This is a genomic window from Pantoea sp. GABEPS69 (assembly GCF_045780835.1).
GTDB lineage: Bacteria > Pseudomonadota > Gammaproteobacteria > Enterobacterales > Enterobacteriaceae > Pantoea > Pantoea septica.
In genome coordinates this window covers 1,504,509-1,529,685 of the sequence record NZ_CP118618.1, presented here as the reverse complement: position 1 = coordinate 1,529,685, position 25,177 = coordinate 1,504,509, and the positions used below count along the sequence as shown (strand labels likewise).

General features: G+C 63.1%; 24 protein-coding genes. 3 read left to right on the top strand and 21 right to left on the bottom strand.

All coding sequences use genetic code 11. From position 1 onward, the window contains the following. Positions 1-2: 2 nt before the first annotated feature. Both PVE98_RS07245 and PVE98_RS07240 read right to left on the bottom strand, forming a co-directional pair. Complete coding sequence (locus tag PVE98_RS07245; protein WP_096073395.1) at positions 3-917, bottom strand: ABC transporter permease subunit; 915 nt, start codon at positions 915-917, stop codon at positions 3-5. 83 nt (positions 918-1,000) lie between these two features. Then, the gene (locus PVE98_RS07240; RefSeq protein WP_333620291.1) at positions 1,001-2,116 is read right to left on the bottom strand and encodes a branched-chain amino acid ABC transporter substrate-binding protein; all 1,116 of its coding nucleotides are present in this window, start codon (positions 2,114-2,116) and stop codon (positions 1,001-1,003) included. A 346-nt stretch (positions 2,117-2,462) separates the two neighbouring features. Between PVE98_RS07240 and PVE98_RS07235 the strand changes: the two genes are divergently transcribed. Next, positions 2,463-3,917, top strand: coding sequence for an AMP nucleosidase (locus tag PVE98_RS07235; RefSeq protein WP_096073397.1), 1,455 nt, complete (start codon positions 2,463-2,465; stop codon positions 3,915-3,917). Positions 3,918-3,993: 76 nt separating this feature from the next. Here PVE98_RS07235 and PVE98_RS07230 read toward each other — a convergent pair whose 3' ends face one another. Both PVE98_RS07230 and PVE98_RS07225 read right to left on the bottom strand, forming a co-directional pair. Beyond that, positions 3,994-4,635 (bottom strand): hypothetical protein, encoded by a 642-nt coding sequence (locus PVE98_RS07230; RefSeq protein ID WP_096073398.1) that lies wholly within the window; start codon positions 4,633-4,635, stop codon positions 3,994-3,996. Between the two features lie 397 nt (positions 4,636-5,032). Then, positions 5,033-6,331, bottom strand: a complete 1,299-nt coding sequence (locus tag PVE98_RS07225; RefSeq protein ID WP_222707488.1) for an NCS2 family permease — start codon at positions 6,329-6,331, stop codon at positions 5,033-5,035. Positions 6,332-6,760: 429 nt separating this feature from the next. On the opposite strand from PVE98_RS07225, the gene PVE98_RS07220 reads away from it, so the two are divergent. Further along, positions 6,761-7,495 carry a response regulator gene (locus PVE98_RS07220; protein ID WP_096073399.1) on the top strand — a complete coding sequence of 245 codons (735 nt, stop codon included), beginning with the start codon at positions 6,761-6,763 and terminating at the stop codon, positions 7,493-7,495. A 22-nt stretch (positions 7,496-7,517) separates the two neighbouring features. Here the strand turns inward: PVE98_RS07220 and PVE98_RS07215 are convergent, their stop codons facing one another. The 3 genes from PVE98_RS07215 to PVE98_RS07205 all read right to left on the bottom strand — a co-directional run bounded on the left by PVE98_RS07215 (position 7,518) and on the right by PVE98_RS07205 (position 11,034). Then, positions 7,518-8,456 (bottom strand): ABC transporter substrate-binding protein, encoded by a 939-nt coding sequence (locus tag PVE98_RS07215; RefSeq protein WP_033749891.1) that lies wholly within the window; start codon positions 8,454-8,456, stop codon positions 7,518-7,520. Between the two features lie 69 nt (positions 8,457-8,525). Further along, entirely contained in the window at positions 8,526-9,506 is a 981-nt protein-coding gene (locus tag PVE98_RS07210) for an ABC transporter permease subunit (RefSeq protein ID WP_033791420.1), read from the bottom strand. A 13-nt stretch (positions 9,507-9,519) separates the two neighbouring features. Then, entirely contained in the window at positions 9,520-11,034 is a 1,515-nt protein-coding gene (locus PVE98_RS07205; protein ID WP_096073400.1) for a sugar ABC transporter ATP-binding protein, read from the bottom strand. A 144-nt stretch (positions 11,035-11,178) separates the two neighbouring features. Between PVE98_RS07205 and PVE98_RS07200 the strand changes: the two genes are divergently transcribed. Beyond that, a complete protein-coding gene (locus tag PVE98_RS07200; RefSeq protein ID WP_096073401.1) occupies positions 11,179-13,755 on the top strand; it encodes an ATP-binding protein in 2,577 nt (858 codons plus the stop codon). On the opposite strand, the gene phnE (PVE98_RS07195) is transcribed toward PVE98_RS07200, so the two are convergent. From phnE (PVE98_RS07195) to phnF, 14 genes are all read right to left on the bottom strand, one after another. Further along, positions 13,709-14,593: a phosphonate ABC transporter, permease protein PhnE gene (phnE, locus tag PVE98_RS07195; protein WP_096073402.1), complete on the bottom strand. Its 885-nt coding sequence runs from the start codon at positions 14,591-14,593 to the stop codon at positions 13,709-13,711. The genes PVE98_RS07200 and phnE (PVE98_RS07195) overlap by 47 nt on opposite strands. Beyond that, positions 14,590-15,450: a phosphonate ABC transporter, permease protein PhnE gene (gene phnE, locus PVE98_RS07190; RefSeq protein WP_313621336.1), complete on the bottom strand. Its 861-nt coding sequence runs from the start codon at positions 15,448-15,450 to the stop codon at positions 14,590-14,592. The genes phnE (PVE98_RS07195) and phnE (PVE98_RS07190) overlap by 4 nt, the downstream gene beginning before the upstream one ends. Positions 15,451-15,733: 283 nt before the next feature. Then, positions 15,734-16,660, bottom strand: coding sequence for a phosphonate ABC transporter substrate-binding protein (gene phnD, locus PVE98_RS07185; RefSeq protein ID WP_313621338.1), 927 nt, complete (start codon positions 16,658-16,660; stop codon positions 15,734-15,736). A 26-nt stretch (positions 16,661-16,686) separates the two neighbouring features. Next, positions 16,687-17,517, bottom strand: coding sequence for a phosphonate ABC transporter ATP-binding protein (phnC, locus tag PVE98_RS07180; RefSeq protein ID WP_096073404.1), 831 nt, complete (start codon positions 17,515-17,517; stop codon positions 16,687-16,689). Positions 17,518-17,600: 83 nt separating this feature from the next. Continuing rightward, positions 17,601-18,371 (bottom strand): phosphonate metabolism protein PhnP, encoded by a 771-nt coding sequence (phnP, locus tag PVE98_RS07175; protein WP_096073405.1) that lies wholly within the window; start codon positions 18,369-18,371, stop codon positions 17,601-17,603. Then, positions 18,368-18,904, bottom strand: coding sequence for a ribose 1,5-bisphosphokinase (gene phnN, locus PVE98_RS07170; protein WP_096073406.1), 537 nt, complete (start codon positions 18,902-18,904; stop codon positions 18,368-18,370). Before phnN ends, phnP begins: the two co-directional genes overlap by 4 nt. Then, positions 18,904-20,034, bottom strand: a complete 1,131-nt coding sequence (gene phnM / locus PVE98_RS07165; RefSeq protein ID WP_096073407.1) for an alpha-D-ribose 1-methylphosphonate 5-triphosphate diphosphatase — start codon at positions 20,032-20,034, stop codon at positions 18,904-18,906. The genes phnN and phnM overlap by 1 nt, the downstream gene beginning before the upstream one ends. Then, positions 20,031-20,735 carry a phosphonate C-P lyase system protein PhnL gene (gene phnL, locus PVE98_RS07160; protein WP_096073408.1) on the bottom strand — a complete coding sequence of 235 codons (705 nt, stop codon included), beginning with the start codon at positions 20,733-20,735 and terminating at the stop codon, positions 20,031-20,033. The genes phnM and phnL overlap by 4 nt, the downstream gene beginning before the upstream one ends. A gap of 14 nt (positions 20,736-20,749) precedes the next feature. Next, positions 20,750-21,511: a phosphonate C-P lyase system protein PhnK gene (phnK, locus tag PVE98_RS07155; protein ID WP_033749912.1), complete on the bottom strand. Its 762-nt coding sequence runs from the start codon at positions 21,509-21,511 to the stop codon at positions 20,750-20,752. Further along, on the bottom strand, positions 21,501-22,349 hold the full coding sequence (locus tag PVE98_RS07150) for an alpha-D-ribose 1-methylphosphonate 5-phosphate C-P-lyase PhnJ (protein WP_033749914.1): 849 nt from the start codon (positions 22,347-22,349) through the stop codon (positions 21,501-21,503). Before PVE98_RS07150 ends, phnK begins: the two co-directional genes overlap by 11 nt. Then, the gene (locus PVE98_RS07145) at positions 22,342-23,418 is read right to left on the bottom strand and encodes a carbon-phosphorus lyase complex subunit PhnI (protein WP_096073409.1); all 1,077 of its coding nucleotides are present in this window, start codon (positions 23,416-23,418) and stop codon (positions 22,342-22,344) included. Before PVE98_RS07145 ends, PVE98_RS07150 begins: the two co-directional genes overlap by 8 nt. Continuing rightward, complete coding sequence (phnH, locus tag PVE98_RS07140) at positions 23,418-23,993, bottom strand: phosphonate C-P lyase system protein PhnH (RefSeq protein ID WP_033749918.1); 576 nt, start codon at positions 23,991-23,993, stop codon at positions 23,418-23,420. The genes PVE98_RS07145 and phnH overlap by 1 nt, the downstream gene beginning before the upstream one ends. After that, on the bottom strand, positions 23,993-24,439 hold the full coding sequence (gene phnG, locus PVE98_RS07135; RefSeq protein ID WP_033749920.1) for a phosphonate C-P lyase system protein PhnG: 447 nt from the start codon (positions 24,437-24,439) through the stop codon (positions 23,993-23,995). The genes phnH and phnG overlap by 1 nt, the downstream gene beginning before the upstream one ends. Then, complete coding sequence (gene phnF / locus PVE98_RS07130; protein WP_096073410.1) at positions 24,439-25,152, bottom strand: phosphonate metabolism transcriptional regulator PhnF; 714 nt, start codon at positions 25,150-25,152, stop codon at positions 24,439-24,441. Before phnF ends, phnG begins: the two co-directional genes overlap by 1 nt. Positions 25,153-25,177 lie beyond the last annotated feature (25 nt).

The window sequence follows — 25,177 nt, the reverse complement described above, 5'->3', positions numbered from 1 at the left end:
CCTCATACTTTCGCTACCAGCGGACGGCCAAGCAGCCCCTGCGGGCGGAAGATCAGGATCACCACCAGCAGCGCGAAAGAGAAGACATCTTTGTAGTCCGAGTTCACCAGCCCGGCGAACTGCGCCTCCGCCACGCCGAGCAGCAGCCCGCCGAGCATCGCGCCGGGCAGCGACCCGATGCCGCCCAGCACCGCCGCGGTGAACGCCTTGATGCCGATGATAAACCCGGCGTAAAAATCGAAGGTGCCGTAGTTCATCGTCACCAGCACGCCCGCCAGCCCGGCCATCGCCGCGCCGATAACGAAGACCAGCGAAATCACGCGGTCGGTATTGATGCCGAGAATGGCCGCCATACGCCGATCCTGCTGCACCGCGCGACAAATCCGGCCGAGGCGCGTGTACTGAATAATCCAGGTGAGCAGCGCCATGCCGCAAAAGGCGGCGGCGAGAATAAAGAGCTTGGTCCAGGTGATCTGCACCAGCCCGCCGTCGAACTCGACGCGCAGCACGCCAGTCAGCAGCGTCGGCACACCCTGCTGATTCGGTCCCTGACTCAGCTGAACATAGTTCTGCAGGATCAGCGACATGCCGATGGCGGAGATCAGCGGCGCCAGCCGCGTCGAGTGGCGCAGCGGCCGGTAGGCGATACGCTCGATGGTCCAGCCGTAGACCGCCGTCACCACCACGGTGAAGAGCAGCGTGCCGAAAATCAGCAGCGGGAAAGAGTGCACGCCGAAGAAGGAGAGCAGCGCCAGACCGATAGCGCAGAGATAGGCGGAGATCATATAGACCTCGCCGTGCGCGAAGTTAATCATACCGATGATGCCGTACACCATGGTGTAGCCGATCGCAATAAGGCCATATACCGCGCCCAGCGTCAGCCCGTTGATCAGTTGCTGAAGTAAAAAGGCGTCCATAACGAAGTCTCTGCGCAAAGCGGACCGCGCAACCGGGCGGTCCGGACAGGAAACGCCCTGCGCTGCGCAGGGCGGGCTCAGGCTTACAGCTGGTGATACTTGCCTTTGTCGTCCCACTGATAAACGACGTAATCGGAGACTTTCAGATCGCCTTTTCCGTCCCAGGCTTTTTTACCCATCACGGTCGGCACGTCGTGAGATTTCAGCCATTCGCTGGCTTTCTCGTTATCTTTGCCCGCGCCTTTGTAGGCGGCCGCCAGCGCCTGGATAGAGGCGTAGGCGTAAAGGGTATAGCCTTCCGGCTCGAAGCCGCCCTTGCGGAATTTATCGATCACCGCTTTGCCGTCGGCGATCTGACGCGGATCGTTGCCGAAGGTCATATAGATGCCGCTGGTGTACTGCGGCCCGCCCGCGGCGGTAACCAGCTCCTGCGTTACGATACAGTCGCCGGAGAAAAAGTTCGCTTTTACGCCCTGCTCACGCATCTGGCGCACCAGCGGACCCGCCTCGGGATGACAACCGCCGAAATAGACCACGTCGGGATTCGCCTGGGCGATTTTGGTCACCAGCGCGTTAAAATCTTTCTCGCCGCGCGACAGGCCCTCATACATCACCTCTTTGACGCCGCGCTTCTCCAGCGCCGCTTTGGTGGCGTCGGCCAGCCCCTGGCCATAGGTATCTTTATCGGGGATAACCGCGACCTTCTTCGCTTTCAGCTTGTCGAGCATAAAGTTGGCGGCGATGGCGCCCTGCTGGTCGTCGCGTCCGCACATGCGAAACAGGGTTTTCATGCCGCGCTCGGTGATCTGCGGGTTAGTGGAGCCAGGCGTAATCGACAGCACGCCGGCGTCATCGTAAACCTCCGAGGCGGGCATGGTGCTGGAGGAGCAGAAATGGCCGACGACCGCCATCACCTTATCCTGATCGACCAGCCGGTTCGCCACCGCGACCGCCTGTTTAGGTTCGCAGGCGTCGTCGCCCTGCACCAGCACGATTTTCTCGCCGTTAATGCCGCCCGCCGCGTTGATATCCTCCGCTGCCTGTGTCGCCCCTTTCCAGTACTGCGCGCCATAGGTGGCGTTAGGGCCGGAGAACGGCCCGGCGACGCCGATTTTAATATCGGCCTGCGCGCTGAGCGCCGCACCGATACAGCCTGCAATTACGACGTTTAACGACAACTTGATCAGTTTCTGAGACATGCTGTCTATCCTCGACACAGTGAGTTTGCGTTCGCCAGACCACGGCGCAGGAGCGGTGAATGTTTTTATTCGGTTCGGACATGCTATGCGCGGCGACAGAGGCCGCTATCAATCGCAAGCAAGAATCTCGCCAGAACGCAACGGGCCGCGAGATTTCGCTAAAGGAAGGTGGCAACGCCAGCGACAGCGCACGACGTCACCTTCTGATTCATTTAAACGTAGGCGGGGATTGGCAACACGCCAGCACCCTGTTGGTGCATAATGCGGTCGATCACAGATTCTTGCTTTGCGGCGGCGGCAAACCCGCTAAGCTGTGGGGAAAGTTCGCTACATATCAGGAGAGTTTATGCCTACACAACGGAACGGCCTTACCCGCCAGCAGGCGCTGGATGAACTGGAGCGTCTGTACGACGACGCGGTGAACGCGCTGCGCGCGGCGATAAAAACCTATACCGAACAGGGCACGCTGCCCGAGGCGGAGGCGCGTCGCCAGGGGCTGTTTGTCTACCCTGAACTGCGCATTACCTGGCGCGGCGAAGGCCCGCAGCAAAACCGCACGCGCGCCTGGGGACGTTTTACCCATACCGGCAGCTACAGCACCACCATCACGCGTCCGGCGCTGCTGCGCCACTACCTCAGCGAACAGCTGGCGATGCTGGAAAAAGAGTATGAGGTGGAGATTCAGGTCGGCCCGTCCAGCCAGGAGATCCCCTACCCTTACGTGATTGACGGTTCCGATCTGTCGCTGGACCGCACCATGAGCGCCAGTATCGCGCGCTATTTTCCCACCACCGAGCTGTCGCAGATCGGCGATGAAACCGCCGACGGCCTGTTCAACCCGGACGCGATTTTCCCCCTGTCGCACTTCGATGCGCTGCGCACCGACTTCTCTCTGGCGCGTCTGCGCCACTACACCGGCACCTCGGTAGAGCATTTCCAGCCGTTTGTGCTGTTCACCAACTACACGCGCTATGTGGATGAGTTCGTCCGCTGGGCGACTGAGCAGGTGCGCGATCCCGCCAGCGACTATGACAGCCTGGCCTGCGCGGGCGGCGCGGTGATTACCGCCGATACGGCGGAGAGCGACGCGGCGATGCTGGATCTGGCGTGGAAAAAGCATCAGATGCCGGCCTGGCATCTTACCTCGCCTGGCCGACGCGGCATCACGCTGGTGAATATCGGCGTCGGTCCGTCCAATGCCAAAACCATCTGCGATCACCTGGCGGTGATGCGGCCGCACGCGTGGCTGATGATCGGCCACTGCGGCGGCCTGCGCGAAAGCCAGCGCATCGGCGACTACGTGCTGGCGCACGCCTATCTGCGCGACGACCACGTGCTCGACAGCGTGCTGCCGCCCGACATTCCGGTACCGAGCATCGCGGAGGTGCAGCGCGCGCTCTATGACGCCACTAAAGCGGTGAGCAATATGCCAGGCGAAGAGGTCAAACAGCGACTGCGCACCGGCACCGTGGTGACCACGGACGATCGCAACTGGGAGCTGCGCTACTCCGCCTCAGCGCTGCGCTTTAACCTGAGCCGCGCGGTGGCGGTGGATATGGAGAGCGCCACTATCGCGGCGCAGGGCTATCGGTTCCGCGTCCCTTACGGCACGCTGCTCTGCGTTTCGGACAAGCCGCTGCACGGCGAAATCAAGCTGCCGGGCCAGGCGAACCGTTTTTATGAAGGGGCGATTTCAGAACATTTGCAGATCGGTATTTGCGCGGTAGAGCTGCTGCGCGCCGAAGGGGATAAGCTGCATTCACGCAAACTGCGTACCTTTAACGAGCCGCCGTTCCGTTAACTGAGCAGAGCACGAGACACGCCTCTCGTGCTCTGCCTTAGCAAAATATAGACAATAGGCAACAACGCCCGCTTTGCTACATTTTCAGCCAGAACTCTCTCGCCAGCCAGCCAAGCACGGCTAACACCGCTGGCACCAGCAGCGTCCAGGTCATGCGATCGTTGAGACGGTCAAATCTTTCATCAATGCGTTTAAACTTCTCGTCAATAGAGACAAAGTTCTCGTCTGCACGCTTAGTCCATTCATCTATACGGGCAAACTTCGTGTCAATACGAGCAAACTGTTCAGCAGTCTGCTTCTCAGACCGGGCAAACTGTTCGGCGGTCTGCTTCTCAATCCGGGCAAACTGTTCGGCGGTCTGCTTCTCAATCCGGGCAAACTGCTCGGCGGTCTGCTTCTCAATTCGGGCAAAGCTCGTGTCATGCCGGGCAAACTGTTCAGCGGTCTGCTTCTCAATTCGGGCAAATTGTTCGGCGGTCTGCTTCTCAATTCGGGCAAAGCTCTTGTCATGCCGGGCGAACTGCGCGGCAGTCTGCGTTTCAAGCCGCGCAAATCCCTCAAGCATTTCGCAGCGCAGTTTGAACTGGTCCGTGCGCAACCCTTCCACATCCGCCTTAGTGGCAAAATTTTGCGAGCGTTCGGTCAGCACAGCCAGGTCGGTTTTAATCTGATGCGTATCCTGTTCTAGCCGATCAACACGTTTAGTCAGTCGTTCCATCTTGTTTCCTCCTGGCTGACGAAGAGGGAGTAAAAGCGGAGGCAAATAGCGCGGCTCAGGGTTTAATGAGTGCTCTATGAGGTTCCTTCTCCTTACGACGTTGTTCATTCTGTCGCTAACGCCTGCCCTTGCTGCTGGCAATTTAACCAAATTTCCGTTTACATAACATTCCACGTTCCGCTAATTCGTTGAAAATTAGCCATGGGGTAGCAGAGCAGAGTGGTTTCAAGAGTGGCAGCCTATCTGCAGACAGGCGGCGGTAACAGGTTTTTCGACGCACACTGGAAGCCAGTACGCAAACCGGTTGGAAAGACAAAAAAAAGCGCGGAAGAGAACATTTGTCTTCCGCGCAGAGGGTGAATAAGCCGCACAGTCTGCATCAGCGCGGCGATCGCTATCAGGCGCTGAGCCAGCCCAGCTTGATCACGAACAGTAAAGAGAGGATCACCAGCGCCGCGTTGACCTCTTTCGTGCGGCCGCTCAGCAGCTTCACCACCGTCCAGGTGATAAAGCCGAAGGCGATGCCGTTAGCGATAGAGTAAGTCAGCGGCATGGTCAGCGCGGTAACGGTGACCGGCGCCGCGGTGGTGATGTCTTTCCAGTCGATCTCCGCCAGGCCGGAGGCCATCAGCACCGCGACAAACAGCAGCGCCGGCGCGGTAGCGTAGACCGGCACGCTGCCCGCCAGCGGCGAGAAGAACAGCGCCAGCAGGAACAGAATAGCGACCACGACCGCCGTTAAGCCGGTGCGTCCGCCCGCGCTCACGCCCGCTGCGGATTCCACATAGCTGGTGGTGGTCGAGGTGCCGAGCAGCGCCCCAAACAGCGCCGCGGCGCTATCGGCCACCAGCGCGCGCCCCATTTTCGGGATATTGCCCTGTTCGTCCGCCAGTCCGGCGCGTTTGGTCACCCCCAGCAGCGTGCCGGTGTTGTCGAAGACGTCGACAAACAGGAAGGCGAAAATCACGCTGACCAGGCCGACGTTAAAGGCGCCGGCGATATCGAGCTGCATAAAGGTGGGCGCGATCGACGGCGGCGCGGAGAAAACGCCGGCAAATGGCGACAGGCCAATGCCCATAGAGATAAAGGTAATCAGCAGAATGCCGATCAGCACCGCGCCGGTGACGCGACGCGCTTCCAGCACCACAATCACCACAAAGCCCAGCAGCGCCAGCAGCGGGCCGGGTTTGGTCAGATCGCCCAGCCCGACCAGCGTCGCCGGGTTATCCACCACGATGCCTGCGCCTTCCAGCGCGATTAGCGCCAGGAACAGCCCAATGCCCGCCGCAATGCCGGCGCGCAGCGGCAGCGGAATGCTGGCGATAATCCACTCGCGGATTTTGAAAATCGACAGCGCAAAGAAGATGACCGCCGACAAAAACACCGCGCCCAGCGCGATCTGCCAGGTGTAACCCATATGCAGCACGACGGTATAGGTGAAGAAGGCGTTCAGCCCCATGCCCGGCGCCAGCGCGATCGGGTAGTTGGCGATCAGCCCCATCAGGACCGATCCGATCGCCGCCGCCAGACAGGTGGCGACGAAAACCGCGCCTTTGTCCATCCCCGTAGCGCCCAGAATGCTTGGGTTAACAAACAGGATATAGGCCATCGCCAGGAAGGTGGTGATCCCGGCGATCACTTCGGTGCGGACCGTCGTGTTATGCGCTTTTAGCTTGAACAATTTTTCTAACATCATCATCTCTCAAGAGCGGAGACGGCACGAATGCGCGTTCTCACTTGCCAGTGTGGGTTACATGCTGATTATTGTGGTACCGCACGACGCGCCGCTGCATGCTGACGGCCGCTGTCGTCACGCCCTGAATCTCCATAAGGCCTGAAGTCATAGCAATCGCTATGCCAGCCGCAAACGCAATCGTTTACCTTGTCAGGCCTGGCATTTTCTAAGAGAAATCTGAACCAAAAGAAGGCGCGATTATGGTGCATTGCCCCGCTACCGCGCAATCGTTTTCATCGCCTCCCCTGCGACGCCGGAAAATTCTGCGCCAACGCACGCTTCAGTAAAGCCGATGGCGATATCGCTCACGTTTCCATCGCTTGTCGATGCGGCGTAAAACGCGCCATGTACACTCTTGTTAACCTTTTTTTAACCCCGAGGTCGCGCTGCATGAAGCCCGCCATTCTGGTTGTCGATGATGATAAAGCCGTCTGCGAACTGCTGCAGGATGTGCTGGATGAACAACAGTTTAGCGTTTACTGCTGCCACTACGGCCGCGACGCGCCGGCGCTGCTGGCGCAGCACGGCGACATCGCGCTGGTGATGCTGGATATGATGCTGCCCGATACCAACGGCCTGCTGGTGCTGCAACAGCTCCAGCGTCAGCGCCCGGACCTGCTGGTGATCATGCTGACCGGCATGGGCTCCGAAGCGGAAATGGTGGTCGGACTGGAGATGGGCGCGGATGACTATATCGCCAAGCCTTTTAATCCGCGCGTGGTGGTGGCGAGAGCGCGCGCGGCGCTGCGGCGCGGCGGTCGGCTTATGCAGCCGGCGGCGGCGGAGAGCGGCTGGCGCTTTAACGGCTGGCAGCTGGATGAAGCGCGCTGTCAGCTGCTTAATCCGCAGCACGAATCGGTGCCGCTGACGCAGGGCGAATATGCGCTGCTGCGCGCGCTGGTGCGCCATGCGCGCAAGGTGCTGACGCGCGATCAGCTGCTGGAGCTGACCCACGGCGAAAGCCTCGACGTTTTCGACCGCACCATCGACGTGCTGATTATGCGGCTGCGGCGCAAAATTGAAACCAATCCGCATCAGCCCAGCCTGATCCGCACCATTCGCGGCCTCGGCTATGTCTTTTCCGCCGATGTGGCACGTCCGGAAGCGGTCCGGCTGAGCGCCTGAGGGCGAACAGCCGGGAACGCGGCTATTTCACCGTCCAGCCCTTGTAGCTGCCGACGTTGTTGCGATCAATCAGGGAAACCGGGATCAACACCGGCTTATCCGGCGCCGGTTTGCCCTGCAGAATGTCATAGCCGATCTCGACCGCTTTCGCCGCCATCACCTGCGGATCCTGCGCAGGGGTGGCGACGAAGAGCGAATTCTTGCGCTTCAGCGCCTCTTCGCCGTCGGGCGATCCATCGACGCCGACAATAAAGAACTCGTTGCGCTGCGCCTGTTTCGCCGCCAGATCGGCGCCGATGGCGGTCGGATCGTTAATGGCGAACACCGCGTCCACTTTCGGATTGGCCGACAGCAGGCCGGTCATCACTTCCAGCCCACCTTCACGGCTGCCTTTGGCGTTCTGGTTCCAGGAGAGCAGCTTGATCTCGGGATGGCGTTTCAGCTCGGTCATGCAGCCCTCGACGCGGTTCTGCACGGCGGAAACCGGCGGGCCGTTGATGATCAGCACATTGCCCTTCTCCTTCAGGCGATCGGAGATGTATTTACAGGCCATCTCGCCCGCCTGGGTGTTGTCCGAGGTAATGGTGGCGTTGGCGCCGTCGGCCGCTACGTCGACCGCCACCACCACGATCCCGGCGTCGCGGGCGCGTTTCACCGCTGGCGCAATACCTTTGGAATCGGCGGCGTTCAGGATAATCATGTCGACTTTCGCCGCGATAAAGTTATCAATCTGCGCCACCTGCTGGCCCAGATCGTAGCCGCTGGAGACCAGCGTCACGTTGACTTTGTCCCCCGCCAGCTCGCGCGCTTTCATCTCCGCGCCTTTGGTAATTTGCACGAAAAACGGGTTGGCGAGATCGCCGACGGTGACGCCGATGGATTTGAGATCTTTCGCCTGGGCGAAGGCGCCGCTGAACAGCGTTGCCGCCAGCAGCCCGGTTACGATCGGATTAAAACGCATAGAGCTTCTCCTGCTGTTATTAGAATCGCCAACGGCTGAATGGCGTAGGGTAAAAAAGGGGCGCCGCGCTCAGGAGACGTGGTGCCGGGTGCGATATTTATCGATCAGCACCGCAATAATGATCACCGCGCCTTTGATCACCAGCTGCCAGAAATAGGAGACTCCCATTAGCGTCATGCCGTTATTGAGCGTGGCGATAATCAGCGCGCCGATCAGCGTGCCGGTAATGGTGCCGATGCCGCCGACGAAGCTGGTGCCGCCTAATATCACTGCGGCGATGGCGTCCAGTTCATAGCCGACGCCGAGATTGCCGTTGGCGCTATAGAGGCGCGACGCCGACATCAGCCCGCCTAATCCGGAAAGCAGCCCGCTCATGGCGTAGACGAACACCAGCACCGCGCCGACCTTAATGCCGGTCAGCCGCGCCGCCTGCATATTGCCGCCTACCGCGTAGATATGAACGCCCAGCGTGGTGCGGCGCAGGATAAACCAACAGACGGCGATCACGGCGAAGGCGATCACGATCAGCCAGGGCACCGGGCCGAGATAGCCGTTGCCTATCCACTCGAAGCTGATATCGGAGTTAATCACCGTGGTGCCGTTGGCCAGCAGATAGGCGGCGCCGCGCAGCGCCGTATAGGTGCCGAGGGTGACGATAAAGGGCGGCAGCCCGGCCCAGGCGACCAGAATGCCGTTGAACAGCCCCATCACCAGGCCTGCGCCGAGCGCCATGGGGATGGTCATGCCGGCGAGCATCGGATCGAGCGAGGCGACCATCGCCACCACCGCCGTGGTGCCGAGCATCGAGCCCACCGAGAGGTCGATGCCGCCGGTCAGGATGACAAAGGTCATACCGGCCGCCAGCACGATATTAATCGAGGCCTGGCGGGTAATATTAAGCAGATTGCCCTCGGTGAAGAAGTTCGGCGCGACAAAGCCGAATACCACCACAATCAGCACCAGGATCGGCAAAATGCCGACGGTTTGCAGCATGTCGCCTATCAGCGCCCGCTTAACGGTGGGCGGTTTCGCCCGCGTGGTCTCTGTCATCGATCTCTTCTCCTTATATTTCCTGCGGCGAGGCGCTATGCGCCCCGGTGGCCAGCGTCATAATGTTTTCCTGGCTGATCTGATCTTTACCCAGCTCCCCGGCGATAGCGCCCTCGCGCATCACGTACACCCGATCGCTCATGCCGACCACCTCAGGCAGCTCGCTGGAGATCATCAGGATCGCCACGCCCTGCTGCGCCATCTGATTCATCATGCGGTAGATCTCGCTTTTGGCGCCGACGTCGACGCCGCGCGTCGGCTCATCCAGAATCAGGATGCGCGGCCCAATGGATACCCAGCGCGAAATCAATAGCTTCTGCTGGTTGCCGCCGGAGAGGCCGCCCGCCCGCACCTGCGCATGCGGCACGCGAATGTTGAGTGTGGCGATGGCATCGCCGGCGATCTGCCTGCCTTTGCGCCGGTTAAGCAGCCCGTAGCTGGCGTCGCGCTCCAGCGTCGCCATCACAATGTTCTCCTGCGCCGCCATCTCCAGAAACAGCCCCTGCTCTTTGCGGTTTTCGGTAAGAAATCCGATGCCGCGCGCAATGGCGTCGCGCGGCGAGTGGATAGCGACCTGCTGACCGTCGATCCAGATCTCGCCGCCGCTGGGTTTATGCACGCCAAAAATCAGCTGCGCCAGCTCGCTGCGCCCTGCGCCCACCAGTCCGGCCAGCCCGACGATTTCCCCGGCGCGCACCGCCAGGCTGCTCGGCCGCACCTTGCCGCCGTCAGTCAGGTGATTGACCGCCAGACGAATGTCGCCGAACGGGATAGTGCGATCCTTGTTAAAGAGATCGCTCAGCGGACGGCCGACCATCATGCGCACTAGCTCGCTGGCGTTCAGGGTGTCATGAGTCAGGCTGCCGACATACTGCCCGTCGCGCAGCACGCTGACGCGATCGGAGAGTTCATAGACTTCCGCCATGCGGTGGCTGATATAGATAATCGCCATGCCTTCGGCGCGCAGGCGCTTTATTAACGCGAAGAGCTGCTCGGTTTCGCGGTTGCTTAGCGCGGCGGTGGGTTCGTCCATTACCAGAATGCGGCTGTTGCGGTGCAGCGCGCGCGCGATCTCGACCTGCTGCTGTTCGGCGATGCTGAGGCGGCTGACGCGGTCGGTGGCGCTAAACTGCGCGCCGAGGCGATCGATCACCTGCTGCGCCTCTTCGGCCATCTGGCGACGCCGAATCAGCCCGCCGCGCGTCATTTCGCTGCCGAGAAAGATGTTCTCCGCTACCGTCAGGTTGGGCGCCAGGTTGATCTCCTGATAGATCAGCGTAATGCCCGCCGCCAGCGCCTCTTTCGGTCCCCGGATCGCATAGGGACGCCCGTCGATCAGGATTTCGCCGCTGGTGGCGCTGTAGGCGCCGGCGAGGATCTTCATCAGGGTGCTCTTGCCCGCGCCGTTCTCGCCCATCAGCGCGTGGATTTCGCCGGCATACACCGTGAGATCGACTCCCTTTAGCGCATAAAACTGGCCGAAGCGCCGCGTGATGTCGCGCATTTGCAGTATCGGTGTGGCTGTCATGGACCGCTCCAGATAACGGTGATGAGGGCTGAGTAAAGCAGCGCCAGATAAATGGAAAATGTCAGCAGCCGTTCATATTTGTCATAAATGCGCCTGAGCCGCGCCCTATACTCGCCTCAGTCACGGCGGGCGCGGAGGCGCGGTATGCGACATCAACATCCCTGGCAGGCGGGCGCGCGCGGCCGCCTGCTGCTGTTTAATCTGCTGGTGGTGTGCGTCACGCTGATGGTGAGCGCGGTGGCGATACTCGGCTTTCGCCATGCCGGACGCATCCAGGAGCTGGCGCAGGCGCAAACCCTGAGCGATATGAGCGCCAGCCTGGCGCTGGCGCGCGATACCGCCAGCGTCGCCACGGCAGCGGTGCGCCTGTCGCAGGTGGTGGGAGCGCTGGAGTATCAGAGCGAATCGCAGCGGCTGCAGCAGAACCAGCAGGCGTTGCAGCAGTCGCTGACGCTGCTCGCCTCGGCGCCGCTCGCGGCGCGTCAGACGGCGCGGGTAGCGCGCATCCGCGCGCGCAGCCTGATGCTGGAGCAGACCATTACTCAGCTGCTGATCAACGGCCATCAGCGCCATCTGCAGCGCAACGCCCTGCTCAGTGGTCTGTGGCAGTCGCAGCTGCTGCTGGATCATATCAACCAGCTCGTCGCGCGACGCGGCCCGGCGGCGGAGCTGCGTCAGCAGACCGAGCGGCTGCTCGCGGCGGCGATCCGCACGCCGTCGCCTGTCGCGGTCGTCGACCAGCTGCAGCAGGTGATGACGGCGTGGCGGCCCGATTCCGGCGATGCGGTGCTGGATGAGAAAATCGCGCGGCTGATCGCCACCCAGCAGTCGCTGCGGCCGCTGGCGGATCGCCTGGCGGAGAACGATCTCGCTATCGCCTATTCAACCTATCGCATCAAGGCGCTGGTGGCGGCGCTCAATGACGACATCACCGCCTGCGTGCAGCAGGTGGCGCAGCAGAGCGAAATGCGCAGCGCGGAGACCCATCGCGAACTCAACTCGGTGATCCTGTTTATCGCGCTGTTCGCCCTGCTGGCACTGGCGATCACCGGCTATGCCGGGATCTATATCTACCGCAACCTCGGCTCCAGCCTGACCGCCATCGCCGACGCCATGACGCGGCTGGCGCAGGGAGAACAGCATGTTTCGGTGCCGGGCCTGCAGCGGCGCGACGAACTGGGCGATCTGGCGCGCGCCTTTAACGTCTTTGCCCGCAATACCGCCTCGCTGGCGCACACCTCGCGCCTGCTGAAGGAGAAGAGCAGCCAGCTTGAATCCACCTTTCTCGCCATGCGCGACGGCTTCGCGCTGTTCGACAACCAGGGTCAGCTGGTGGTGTGGAATGCGCAGTATCCGCAGCTGCTGGGTCTCTCCGGCGAGGCGCTGCATCGCGGCCTGCACTATCGCCAGCTGCTGGGGCGCGTGGGCGTGGATCTGCAGCATCCGGGCGAGCCGCAGGAGGTGCGGCTGGCGGACGGGCGTACGCTGGAGCTGCGCTTCAGCCCGGTGCCGCGCCGCGGCATCGTCAACACCGTGCTGGAACGCACCGCGCGCAAGGCGCTGGAAGAGGCGCTGGTGCACAGCCAGAAGATGAAGGCGGTCGGCCAGCTGACCGGCGGCATCGCGCACGACTTCAATAACCTGCTGGCGGTAATCATCGGCAGCCTGGCGCTGACGCAGGGCCAGCTGGCGCCGGGCAGCCTGGCGAGCCGCATCGAACGCGCGCGTCAGGCGGCGGATCGCGCCGCCCTGCTCACCCAGCGGCTGCTCGCCTTCTCGCGCAAGCAGGCGCTGCATCCGCGCGCCGTGTCGGTGGCGCAGCTGGTGGAGGAGCTGCAAAATCTGCTACAGCACTCGCTGCTGCCCGGCCAGCGCCTGATGGTCGAAGCGCCGCGGCCCGGCTGGCTCGCCTGGATCGACGCCAGCCAGCTGGAGAACGCGCTGATGAATCTGGTGGTGAACGCGCGCGACGCTATGCAGCAGAAAAGCGGCGAGATCCGCCTGCGTATCGCCAGTCAGCGGCGCGAGCAAGGGGAACGCGTGGTGATTGAGGTGATCGACCAGGGCTGCGGTATGACGCCGGAAGTGCGGGAACAGGTGTTCGAGCCTTTCTTCACCACCAAAGAGACCGGCAGCGGCAGCGGGCTGGGATTGTCGATGGTCTATGGCTTCGTGCGGCAGTCAGGCGGCCAGATCGAAATCGACACCGCGCCCGGTCAGGGCACTACCGTACGCCTGCTGCTGCCGCGCGCGCCGGACAGCGCGGTCGCATCGCCGCCGGCGCAGCCGATCGCCCCGCCGACGCCGCGCGACAAGCTGGTACTGGTGCTGGATGACGAACCGGCGGTGCGTCAGACGCTCTGCGAGCATCTGCACCAGCTCGGCTATGTGACGCTGGAGTGCGCCAGCGGCGAAGAGGCGCTGGCGCTGCTGCGCCAGACGCCCGATATCGATCTGCTGATCAGCGATCTGATGCTGCCCGGCGACCTGAACGGCGCCGAGGTGATCCGCCAGGCGCAGCAGCAGTGGCCGCAGCTGGCGACGCTGCTGATCAGCGGTCAGGATCTGCGCCTGCAGCCGGTGGCGCTGCCGCTGTGCGAACGGCTGGCGAAACCCTGGCAGAGCGCGCAGCTGGCGCAGGCGCTGGCGCGCGCCTGGCAGCGCAGCGAACGGCTCAGTCGCGCGCGGCTGGCTGCCAGAGTGGCACCGGCTTCCCGCTGATATAGCGCTTGCGCAGGCGGCTGGAGAGCGCATCCATGATCATCACCACCGCCACGAGGATCAGGGTTAAAAACATCACCACGTCCCAGTTCCACAGGCGCATATTCTCGGCGTAAACCAGCCCGACGCCACCCGCGCCGACAAAGCCCAGCACCGCCGCCGAGCGGGTATTGGATTCGATCTGATAGAGGCTAAGCGCCAGGAAATGGGGAAACGACTGGGTAAAGATGCCGAAGCGGTGTTTTTGCAGGCTGTTGGCGCCGACCGCGCTCAGGCCGCGGCTCGGCGAGCGCTCTACCGCCTCGTGTCCTTCCGAGTAGAGTTTGCCCAGCAGGCCGACATCCTGCATCACAATCGCCAGCACGCCCGCCAGCGGCCCCATGCCGACGGCACGGACGAATATCAGCCCCCATATCGCCATATCAATGCCGCGCAGCAGATCGAGCAGGCGACGCACCGCCCAGGCGATCGGCCGCGTCGCGCGGCCGTGCATCACGTTGCGCGCGGCGAAAAACGACAGCGGCAGCGCGATAATCGATGCGGTCAGGGTGCCGGCGAAAACGATCGCCAGCGTAATGCCGATTTGCGAGAAGTAGTAGCTGAACGGCCAGTTAACGAAATCGTGCCAGACGAACATGCGCAAAAAATAGCGGCCGAGCTGCTGCGCGCCCATTGCGGCGCGGCTCCACTCGATACCGTAAAATTCAAAGAAGAACAGGTAGTAAAGCAGGATGGCGATCGCCGCCAGCGCGAGTCGGCGCAGATAGCGCTTCTGCGCCGCGAACAGCGCAGGGTTTTCCTGCCTGATTTTGCCGATGTCCGGCGCCAGCGCGATCATGCGGAACCCTCCACGACGCGGCGGCGCAGCCGACCGGAACAGGTGTCCAGCAGCGATACCACCACGATAATCAGCAGCAGCGTAATGCTGACCTGATCGTAACGATCGAGTTTGATATTGGTCATCAGCTCCTGGCCGATGCCGCCCGCGCCCACCAGCCCCAGAATGGTCGAGGAGCGAAAGTTAATCTCCAGACGCATAAAGCTGTAGGAGAGAAAGATCGGTTTCACCTGCGGCCAGAAAGCGAAGCGCATGCGCTGCAGTTTGCTGGCGCCGCAGGCGGCCAGGCCGCGCACCGGCCTGTCGGAGGCGCTTTCAATCGCCTCGTAAAAGAGCTTGGTCAGGCTGCCGACGGTATGCAGCGCCAGCGCGAGAAAGCCGGGAATGGCGCCGATGCCGAACGCCATCACGAACATCACCGCCCAGGCCAGCTCCGGCATGGTGCGAAGAAATGCGACAAAGGCGCGAATAGCAAAGCGCAGGCTCGCCGGAGTTTTGGTGTTGTCGGCGGCGAAAAAGGCCAGCACCGCAGCGATACAGACCGCCACGATAGTGGAGGCGAGCGCCAGCTGCAGCGTCTCCCAGATCAGCGGCAGCTGAAAATGAAGGCGGTAGCCCCAGTAGGCAAGCGATCCTTCCGTTTTTAAGCCGTCGAACAGCGTGGAAAAATGCAGTACCGGCAGCGTTTCCCACAGGTAGTCGAAGAAGTGCGGCATCGACGCCCACAGCGTGGTCAGGCTGAACTCTGACATTTTGCCTGCCAGCAGGTAGAGCATCACCAGCAGCAGCGACCAGATCAGCGTGTCGCGTTTCTGCTGGCTGCGGATGCGTTGGTAGTAGCGTTCAAAGTCAGTCAAAAGAAGATTCCTGCGTAATAAAAGAAATTAACTGAGCGTGCAACAGGCAGATTCTCAGGCCGCAGAATGGCTTACTCAGCGGGTTACAGGGGGAGAAGAGCAAAGCGTCCCGCGCCATGGACAAAAACGCCGGGAGCGTTTTTGAACAACGCCGCGCGTTGGCCCGTTTACGAGCGCATCTCACGGATGAGATGCGTACCCGCGCGGGCCGAGCCGGCAGGGATGCCGTCCTTGCGTCTTTGCGATCTCTCCCTGTCACCCGCGTCAGCACCGGGTATCGACCTTAGCCGCGCTGTCCTTTCGCCAGGTCGCGCTTCATATCGATAATATTCTGATAATCCGCCACCGACGCCGGACCGATATGCTGCGCGCCGCCGACGGCCTTCACGAAACAGGCGTGCTGCTCTTTATCCAGCTTCTGAATCGTCTCAACTACTTTCTGTTTGAAATCGGCCGGCAATTTATTGCTCACCAGCAGCGGGCCGTTCGGGATCAGCGGCGACTGCCAGATAATGCGGATCTGCCTCATCAGATCGGGGTGATCCATGCGGATCAGACGACCAAAAGCGCCGGAGCTGTAGCCGCTGTTGTAGTCGCCCACCAGCGAGCTCCAGGTCACCGCGCCGTCGAACTGGTTGTTCAGCACGCCGAGAATGTCCTGCTCGTGGCCGCCGGAAAAGGTGACGCTGGAGAAAAAGCCGTTGTACTTGTCATCGACGCTGCCGCCGAACTGCTTCTTAAAGGCCTGGTTCGGCATCAGGAAGCCGGAGGTCGAGTCAGGATCGGCCATGCCGAACGATTTGCCCTTCAGGTCTTCCAGTTTTTTATAGGGGCTGTCGTTTTTCACGATCACCACCGAGTGGTAGCCTTTCGAGCCATCTTTGTCGTCCACCAGAATGCCCACGATATCCACGGCTTTGGCATCCTGCAGATAGACGGAGGCGTAAGAAGCGGGCGACATGCTCAGCACCATATCGATCTTGCCGCCGAGCAGCCCCTGAATTACGCCCGCGTAGTCGGAGGAGTTGCGCAGCTTCGTATCAACCTTGAGTTCCTTATCAAAAAAGTCCTTCACGCACTGGTTATCGCCAATCTGCTGGGTGGCGTTCTGGCCGCCGAGAATGCCCAGATTCAGCTCTTTCGGCGCATCCGCTGCGTTCACGCCAAAGGTCATTACGCTGGTCAGTAACGCTAATAAAGTCAGTTTCATTCGAGGTTTTTCTCTTGCCGTGGAGGTTAGTGAAGCTGATTAATTTCATCGCCGTACAGCTGCTGCAGCAGGCTGTCGGTCAGGTGCGCCGGATGGCCGTCGAACAGCACCCTGCCGCGCTGAATGCCGATCACGCGCGTGCAGTAGCTTTTCACCAGCTCAACCGAATGCAGGTTCACCATCACGCTGATGCCCTGCTCGCTCACCTGGCGCAGAACATCCATGATGCGTTTGGTATTTTTGGGATCGAGCGACGCCACCGGCTCGTCTGCCAGCAGGATTTTCGGGTTCTGCATCAGGGCGCGGCAGATGGCCACGCGCTGCATCTGGCCACCCGACAGGTTCTCGGCGCGCTGCAGCGCCTGCGGCAGCATATTCATCCACTGCAGCAGTTCGATGGCATGGGCGCGGTCGCTGTCGGAGAAGAGTTTAAAAAAGGATTTCAGCGTCGAGGTCTGGCTAAGACGGCCCAGCAGCACGTTGGTCAGCACGTCGAGGCGCGGCACCAGACAAAAGTCCTGAAAAATCATGCCGCATTCGCTGCGCCACTGGCGCAGCTGGCGGCTGTTGAGCGCCAGCAGATTGCGCTGCGGCTCGCCGCCGCGCAGGCTGTACACCGCGCCTTCCGAGGCGTCGATAGTGCCGTTAAGCATATGCAGCAGCGTCGATTTGCCTGCGCCCGAGCGGCCGATCACGGCGACCATTTCTCCCGCATGCAGATCAAAACTGACATTGTCCAGCACGCGGTTCTCGCCCCAGCGCTTGCCCAGACCCTGCACCGACAACACTTTCTCTCCGGTCTGGCTTAGCGGCGCGCTGCTGTTATCCACCACCGTTCTTAACAGTGCCTGTGCCATGATTCACTCCGTATGCGTTGACAAGGGATAAGTTGACGTCTATTACGGCCCGGCGTGATGACTCTCTGATGACAGTGAGGTGATCAAACGGTGACAGGGTCGTCCGCGCTCAGCGACAGCGTCAGTCCGTCGGCAGCAGCATAAACTGACTCGGGCAACCGGTTGTTTGCTAACCAGTTATCCATTTGATGCGACAGATGGATCAGCCAGGCGCGACGCGGCGCCAGCCGGTCGACGATCGCCAGCGCGCGCGTCAGATCGTTATGGTTGCGCGCGACCGGAGACGGCGGATCGTTGCAGTCGATCACCAGCTCATCGATGCGCTGGCCGGCGAGAAAATCTTCGGTGTCGGGCGGCAGACCGCAGGTGTCGCACAGCCAGGCGAGCCGCGCGCCGTGCCAGTCGAACAGGTAGCCGTGCGTCAGCTTCGAGTGCTGCAGCGGCAGCGGCGTCACCTGCAGCGCGCCGAAAAGATGGGGTACGAAGGGCGTCAGCGACGGGCGGAAATCGAGCAGGCCGGGATGCTTAAAGAGATCGTCGCAGCCCCGCTCGTCCGGCGGCCCCCAGACGGGGATCGCCTCGCCCACGCCCCAGCGCAGCGCGAACAGCCCCTGCACGTGATCCATGTGGTAGTGCGTCAGCAGAATGCGCGACAGCTCGCCGGGGGCGAAGCGCTCCGCCAGCAGCGGCAGCCCGGCGTCGAGCAGGATGCGCTCGCCGCCCGCCTCGATTAACGCGCTGCACGGCGCGCGTTGCCGTTTCCTGTCGCCGCGCGCCCTCAGGCAGGCGGCGCAGTCGCAGCCGAAAAGCGGCGCGGCGGTGACTCCGCCGGTGCCGAGAAATGTCAGCTTCATGATAACGGCTCCAGCAGCTGGCGCAGCTGCAGCAGGGTATGCGACAGCGCGCCGTTGTTGTTCAGCAGGCGGCAACCCGCCGGCAGCGGCTGCGCGGCGCGATCCAGCCGTCGCGCGATCTCGCTCTCGCTCTCCCGCCCGCGCTGGCGCAGACGCGCCGCCAGCAACTCCGGCGACACCGTCAGGCAGAGCGGCAGCAGCCGCGCGCCGTAGCGCGCCTGCGCCTGCGGCAGATGGTGGCGCGAGCCGTTGACCAGCACGTCGTGGCCGCGTTCAAGCCAGAGATCGAGTTCCAGCCCAAGTCCGTAGTGCAGGCCGTGCGCCGTCCAGCGCAGGGCGAACAGCCCCTGCGCCGCGCGGCGCGCGAACTCCGTTTCGGTCAGGGCGATATGGTTCTCGCCGCCCGCGTCGGCCGCGCGCGTAATATAGCGATGGGCGATCAGCAGATTCGGCGGCGGCGCTTCACGCAGCGCGTTGAGCAGGCTGTCCTTGCCCGAGCCTGACGGCCCGATAAGCCAGATCAGGCGCGCCATCAGTAAACCTGCCTGCCCTGCGCCCAGACGTGACGAATATGCGGATGGCCGTGGTCGGTGTGCGCCAGCACCAGATCGGCGCGGCGGCCTTCGGCAATGACGCCGCGATCCGTCAGGCCAAGCGCGCACGCCGGATTGCGCGTCACCAGCGCCACCGCCTGCGGCAGCGGGTTGCGCTCGTCGGCGGCGAGACGGAACGCCGCGTCGAGCAGCGACGCCGGATAGTAGTCGGAGGAGAGAATATCGAGCAGTCCCTCCGCCGCCAGCGCCCAGGCGGCGACGTTGCCGGAGTGAGAGCCGCCGCGCACGATATTGGGCGCGCCCATCAGGATCTGCATCCCCCTGGCGCGCGAGGCGCGCGCCGCCGCCAGCGTAGTGGGAAACTCGGCGATGGCGCTGCCGACGCCGTGCGACTCCTCGACGTGCGCCTCGGTGGCGTCATCGTGGCTGGCGATCGCGATGTGGCGCGTGCGGCAGAGCGCGGCGATCGCCTGGCGATTCGGCTGCGACCACTGCGCCGCCAGCGTCAGCTGCTCATGCTCGAACGCATCCATCTCCTGGTCGTTGAGCGCGTATTTGCCCTGGTAATATTCACGGTACTTCTCCAGCGAGGCGTACTGACGCTGACCCGGCGAGTGATCCATCAGCGACACCAGCGACAGCTCCGGCGTGCCCATCAGCGCCTCGAACAGCGGCAGCGTGGCGTGGTGCGGCAGCTCGCAGCGCAAATGCAGCCGGTGTTCGACGCGGTTTAGCCCTTTGCGGTTGCTGTCGCGAATGGCGTCGATCATTTTGCTCAGATTGTCGAGACGATGGCCGCCGTCGCGCACGTCGCCGACGCCGATGGCGTCCAGCACCGTGGTAATGCCGCTGGCCACCATCAGCGCGTCGTGGCTGCTCATCGCCGAGTGGGCGGGCCAGTCTACCTTTGGCCGGGGTGCGAAGAACTTATCGAGGTTGTCGGTATGCAGCTCCACCAGGCCCGGCAGCAGATAGCCGCCCTCGCCGTCCAGCGCGCCGGGCTGGCGGCTCGGCGTTTCGCTGAAGCTGGCGATCAGGCCGTCGCGCATCTCCAGCGATCCCGCCACCAGCTCGTTTTCCAGAATCAGTCGAACATTGTTGATAATCATGCTTCCGCTCCGCTGTTGATCGGCTGCATGACGTGCAGGCGATCCGCCACCCGTTCGCGCACCCCTTCATCGTGAAAAATGCCGACGATCGCCGCGCCGCGCGCGCGCGCCTGCTCAATCAGCTCCACCACCGCCGCGCTGTTGGCTTTATCCAGCGAGGCGGTCGGTTCATCCAGCAGCAGCACCGGGTAGTCGGCGATAAAGCCGCGCGCGATATTGACGCGCTGCTGCTCGCCGCCGGAGAAAGTCGAGGGCGCCAGCGACCAGAGGCGCGGCGGCACGTTGAGCCGCGTCAGCAGCTCTTTTGCGCGCTTCTCGCAAAAGGCGCGCTCCACGCCGCGCTCCAGCAGCGGCTGCATCACGATCTCCAGCGTCGGCACGCGCGGTATCACGCGCAGGAACTGGCTGACCCAGCCGAGGGTGTCGCGGCGCATCGCCAGCATCTGACGCGCCGGGGCATGCGCCATATCGACCCACTCGCCGTCGTGACGCAGCCAGATATGGCCGCTGTTGGCCTGGTAGTTGCCGTAGAGCGCGCGCAGCAGCGTCGATTTGCCGCTGCCGGAGCGGCCGTGCAGCACCACCACTTCGCCCTGCGCCACCTCAAGCGAGGCGTTCTGCAAAACCGGCAGCTCGACCCCGCTCTGATTGTGCAGCACGAAGGTTTTACACAGATTCTCGACGCGCAGTTGTATGTTCATGCGTTTATCCGTCATTAGTTGAGCACCGATGAAACCAGCAGCTGAGTGTAGGGATGGTGCGGATCGTCCAGCACGCGGTCGGTCAGGCCGCTCTCCACCACGCGGCCCTGCTTCATCACCAGCAGCCGGTGCGCCAGCAGGCGCGCCACGCCAAGATCGTGGGTGACGATAATCACCGCCAGGTTCAGCTCGCGCACCAGGGTGCGCAGCAGATCGAGCAGCCGCGCCTGCACCGAGACGTCCAGGCCGCCGGTTGGCTCGTCCATAAACACCAGCTTCGGCTGGGTGACGAGGTTGCGGGCGATCTGCAGGCGCTGCTGCATGCCGCCGGAAAAGGTCGTGGGCAGATCGTCGATGCGGCTGGCGGCGATCTCCACCTCCTGCAGCCAGCGGCTCGCCTGGGCGCGGATGTCGCCATAGTGGCGGTTGCCCACCGCCATCAGCCGCTCGCCGATATTGCCGCCCGCCGTGACCTGCGCGCGCAGCCCGTCGAGCGGATGCTGATGCACCACGCCCCATTCGGTGCGCAGCAGGCGGCGGCGGTCGCTCTCCGACAGCGCGTAGAGGTCGCGCTGGTTATAGAGAATGTTGCCCTGCTGCGGCGTCAGGCGCGCGGAGAGGCTGCGCAGCAGCGTGGTTTTGCCGGATCCCGATTCGCCGACGATGCCCAGCACTTCGCCGGGATAGAGATCGAAGCTCACCGCTTCGAAGCCTTTGCCCGGCGCATAGAGGTGCGTCAGGTTATTGACCGCAAGCAGCGGCTGTTCACTGTGCATGGTGCTGTTCCTGCTGCTGGTGGCAAAAATCGGTGTCGGAGCAGACGAAGAGGCGCGTGCCCTGGTCATCCATCACCACCTCGTCGAGATAGCTGTGGCGCGAACCGCACAGGGCGCAGGGCTCATCCCACTGCTGCACGGTAAAGGGGTGATCCTCGAAGTCGAGGCTCTCGACTCTGGTAAAGGGCGGCAGCGCGTAGATGCGCTTTTCACGGCCTGCGCCGAACAGCTGCAGCGCCGGCATCATATGCATCTTCGGGTTGTCGAATTTCGGGATCGGCGACGGATCCATCACGTAGCGATCGTTGACCTTTACCGGATAGGCGTAGGTGGTGGCGATATGGCCGTAGCGCGCGATATCTTCATAGAGCTTCACCTGCATCACGCCGTACTCCTCCAGCGCGTGCATGGTGCGGGTCTCGGTTTCGCGCGGCTCGATAAAGCGCAGCGGCTCCGGAATCGGCACCTGGAAAATCAGGATTTGATCCTCCCCCAGCGGCGTCTCCGGAATGCGGTGGCGCGTCTGGATCAGGGTGGCATCGGTGGTGCGTTCGGTGGTCGCCGCGCCGCTGACGCGCTGGAAGAAGCGGCGGATCGACACCGCGTTGGTGGTGTCGTCCGCGCCCTGGTCGATCACCTTCAGCACGTCGGCGTCGCCGATGACGCTGGCGGTGATCTGAATGCCGCCGGTGCCCCAGCCGTAGGGCATCGGCATCTCGCGTCCGGCGAACGGCACCTGATAGCCGGGGATCGCCACCGCTTTCAGGATGGCGCGGCGAATGGCGCGCTTGGTCTGCTCATCGAGATAGCCCGGGTTATAGCCGCTCAGCTCAGCCATGATTGCGCTCCTGGTGATCCTGACGCAGGCGCTTCAGCAGCTCCAGCTCCGCCTGAAAATCGACGTAGTGCGGCAGTTTTAAGTGGGAGACGAAGCCGGCGGCCTCGACGTTGTCGGCGTGCGCCAGCACGAACTCTTCGTCCTGCGCCGGACTGGTGATGCGCTCGTCGTGCTCGCGGGTTTGCAGCGCGCGATCCACCAGCGCCATCGCCATCGCCTTGCGCTCGGCGCGGCCGAACACCAGGCCGTAGCCGCGGGTAAAGTGCGGCGCCTCTTCGCCCTGCGTGGTGAAGCCGTTGACCATTTCGCATTCGGTCAGCAGCACTTCGCCGATCTCCAGCTCGAAATCGAGCTCTTCCGGGCAGATGCTGACGCTGAGGTAGCCGGTGCGGATCTCCCCGGCGAAGGGATGGGTGCGGCCGTAGCCGCGCTGGGTGGAGTAGCCGAGCGCCAGCAAAAAGCCCTCGTCGCCGCGCACCAGCTGCTGCAGGCGCGCCGCGCGCGTCGCCGGGAAGCCCATCGGCTCGCGGGTGATATCCACCGGCTTGCTGCCGTCGTCGATCTCCCTTGCCGCCAGTCCTTCATCGCTCATCATGGCGAACATATGCGGACAGCGCGTTGCCAGCGCCTCGTCGCCGCGCGGCGCGGCCGGCGCCTCGCCGTTGGCCAGCAGCGTAAAGTCGAGCAGGCGGTGGCTGTAGTCGTAGGTCGGCCCCAGCACCTGGCCGCCAGGCAGATCTTTATAGACGGCGGAGATGCGGCGCTCGAGGCGCATCTCGCCGGTCGCCAGCGGCGCGCTGTCGGCCAGGCGCGGCAGCGTGGTGCGGTAGGCGCGCAGCAGGAAGATCGCCTCCACTAAATCGCCGCTCGCCTGTTTGATCGCCAGCGCCGCCAGTTCGGGATCGTAGATGCCGCCCTCGGTCATTACGCGGTCGACCGCCAGCCCGAGCTGCTGCGCCACCTGATCGCAGCCCAGCTCTGCCACCTCGCGCGCGCCGCGCCGCAGATCCGCCTGTAGCTGATGGGCGTTGGCAATCGCCTTCTCGCCCCCTTTCACGGCTACGTACATCAGCACACCTCCACGTCGGTGGTGCGCGGCAGCGCCATCATCGCTTCGCCGCAGGTAAAGATTAGATCGACGCCCTGCGGGAAGGGATGCGGGCGGTTGCGCAGGTAATCCAGCACGCTCTCCGGCAGCTGCGGCGCGATAGCGCGCGACTCGCGCAGGCCTGGCCCGGAAAGACGCAGCGTCAGCCCGCCGTTGAGCGACGGCACTTCAATAATCAGCGTGGTGCTCTTTTCCGGCGCGAGGTTGTCGCCGGCGGCGAAGTCCGCCGGGCGCGGGCTGCTGGCGGCATGGCTCAGTGCAAACGGCGCGTCGCGGCTCTCGCTCAGCGGCGCGCCGGTATGGAAGCGCAAATTGCTACGCAGGATCTCATTATCGACCTGCGGCTCGATCCAGAGCGGGCTCTCCTGATCCACCAGCGTCAGCAGCACCGCGGTCGCGGCGGGCGACAGCGCGCCCCAGCCCTGCGCCAGCGGCAGCGAGACCATCACGCCCGGCTCGCTCATCGCTTTCAGAATGCGACGGAAGGCGCGCTGCGCATCGGCCACCGGATGGTTAAAACTAGCCAGTAAAGTCATCAGTTATCTCCGCGAACCAGCGTAAAGAAATCTACTTTCGAGCTGGCGACTTCCCGTGCGCGCAGCTGGCGCTGCTCCTCGCGCAGTGCCGCCAGCGGCGTTATTACTTTTTCCGTCAGCAGCGCGTGGGTCTGCGGCTGCTGCAACAGCGCGTCAATCAGGGCGCAGCGCTCGGCGTGCGCCTTGTCGCGGCCCAGCACGTAGCTGTAACCGAGCGTGCCGTCCTCGAGCTGCACCACGGCGCGCGTCACGGTGGCGTCGCCCATCACAAAGCGCTTGCCGCTGGCGCCCATGCGCGCCATCAGGCGCGTCAGGCCGATTTCCGCCGGGCGAATCAGCGAGAAGCGCGGCGCGAGGCGCAGCGCCTGCCAGTGCTGCGCCAGCGCCGGGGCGCTGCTGTGCGCCAGGACCGACAGCCACTGCTGTCGTTGCGTTAAGCTTTCCATCAGTGCTCCAGGGTCAGTTCGATCATGTCGCCGCGCGTCAGGCTGACGGAGTACTCCGCCAGCGCGCCGTCGCGGGTCTTATTCAGGGTGCGCACGCAGAGCAGCGGCGCGTGCAGCGCGATTTCCAGCAGGCGGCACTCTTTGGCCTGAGCGCGACGCGTGCTGATGCGGGTCTGGCTGCGCACCATCTGGTGGCCGCCCTGCTGCTGCAGAAAGTCGTGCAGCGAGCCGCTGCTAAAGCGCTGCAGCGCCGGCCACCAGCTCAGATCGGGCAGAAAGTGATTAATCACGCAGACCGGCACGCCGTTAACCCGGCGCAGGGTGCGCAGATGGATCACGCTGTCGCCCTCGACGACGCCCAGCGCGCTGGCGACGTCGGCGCTGGCGGGACGCACCACCGCCAGCAGACGTTCGCTGGTGGGATGGCTGCCCTGCTCCATCAGGTTCTGGCTAAAGCGCGCCTGCGCATGCAGCGGATAGTCGTAAGGACGCATCAGCACCAGGATGCCGACGCCGTGGCGGCGCTGCAGCAGACCTTTATTGACCAGTTCGTCCACCGCGCGCCGCAGCGTGTGGCGGTTCACTTCGTAGCGCTCGGCCAGCTGTTGCTCGGAAGGCAGATAGTCGCCGCTGCGGTAGTTTTCCCGCAGCGCCTGCTCCAGCTGTGCGGCGACGGCCTGGTAAACAGTGGTCGGATGTCTGGATATCTCCATCTTGAACAGATCCTCAACCTTGACT

Coding starts and splice junctions, on each gene's coding strand:
- phnG (WP_033749920.1), bottom strand. CDS start 24,439: ATGGAAAGCTTAACGCAACGACAGCAGTGGCTGTCGGTCCTGGCGCAC.
- PVE98_RS07225 (WP_222707488.1), bottom strand. CDS start 6,331: ATGATGTTAGAAAAATTGTTCAAGCTAAAAGCGCATAACACGACGGTC.
- phnE (WP_096073402.1), bottom strand. CDS start 14,593: ATGATCGCGCTGGCGCCGGACATCGGCAAAATCAGGCAGGAAAACCCT.
- PVE98_RS07235 (WP_096073397.1), top strand. CDS start 2,463: ATGCCTACACAACGGAACGGCCTTACCCGCCAGCAGGCGCTGGATGAA.
- phnD (WP_313621338.1), bottom strand. CDS start 16,660: ATGAAACTGACTTTATTAGCGTTACTGACCAGCGTAATGACCTTTGGC.
- PVE98_RS07205 (WP_096073400.1), bottom strand. CDS start 11,034: ATGACAGCCACACCGATACTGCAAATGCGCGACATCACGCGGCGCTTC.
- PVE98_RS07210 (WP_033791420.1), bottom strand. CDS start 9,506: ATGACAGAGACCACGCGGGCGAAACCGCCCACCGTTAAGCGGGCGCTG.
- PVE98_RS07215 (WP_033749891.1), bottom strand. CDS start 8,456: ATGCGTTTTAATCCGATCGTAACCGGGCTGCTGGCGGCAACGCTGTTC.
- phnM (WP_096073407.1), bottom strand. CDS start 20,034: ATGATTATCAACAATGTTCGACTGATTCTGGAAAACGAGCTGGTGGCG.
- PVE98_RS07240 (WP_333620291.1), bottom strand. CDS start 2,116: ATGTCTCAGAAACTGATCAAGTTGTCGTTAAACGTCGTAATTGCAGGC.
- PVE98_RS07145 (WP_096073409.1), bottom strand. CDS start 23,418: ATGTACGTAGCCGTGAAAGGGGGCGAGAAGGCGATTGCCAACGCCCAT.
- PVE98_RS07150 (WP_033749914.1), bottom strand. CDS start 22,349: ATGGCTGAGCTGAGCGGCTATAACCCGGGCTATCTCGATGAGCAGACC.
- phnN (WP_096073406.1), bottom strand. CDS start 18,904: ATGGCGCGCCTGATCTGGCTTATCGGGCCGTCAGGCTCGGGCAAGGAC.
- PVE98_RS07220 (WP_096073399.1), top strand. CDS start 6,761: ATGAAGCCCGCCATTCTGGTTGTCGATGATGATAAAGCCGTCTGCGAA.
- phnL (WP_096073408.1), bottom strand. CDS start 20,735: ATGAACATACAACTGCGCGTCGAGAATCTGTGTAAAACCTTCGTGCTG.
- PVE98_RS07230 (WP_096073398.1), bottom strand. CDS start 4,635: ATGGAACGACTGACTAAACGTGTTGATCGGCTAGAACAGGATACGCAT.
- PVE98_RS07245 (WP_096073395.1), bottom strand. CDS start 917: ATGGACGCCTTTTTACTTCAGCAACTGATCAACGGGCTGACGCTGGGC.
- phnK (WP_033749912.1), bottom strand. CDS start 21,511: ATGCACAGTGAACAGCCGCTGCTTGCGGTCAATAACCTGACGCACCTC.
- phnP (WP_096073405.1), bottom strand. CDS start 18,371: ATGAAGCTGACATTTCTCGGCACCGGCGGAGTCACCGCCGCGCCGCTT.
- phnH (WP_033749918.1), bottom strand. CDS start 23,993: ATGACTTTACTGGCTAGTTTTAACCATCCGGTGGCCGATGCGCAGCGC.
- phnC (WP_096073404.1), bottom strand. CDS start 17,517: ATGGCACAGGCACTGTTAAGAACGGTGGTGGATAACAGCAGCGCGCCG.
- PVE98_RS07200 (WP_096073401.1), top strand. CDS start 11,179: ATGCGACATCAACATCCCTGGCAGGCGGGCGCGCGCGGCCGCCTGCTG.
- phnF (WP_096073410.1), bottom strand. CDS start 25,152: ATGGAGATATCCAGACATCCGACCACTGTTTACCAGGCCGTCGCCGCA.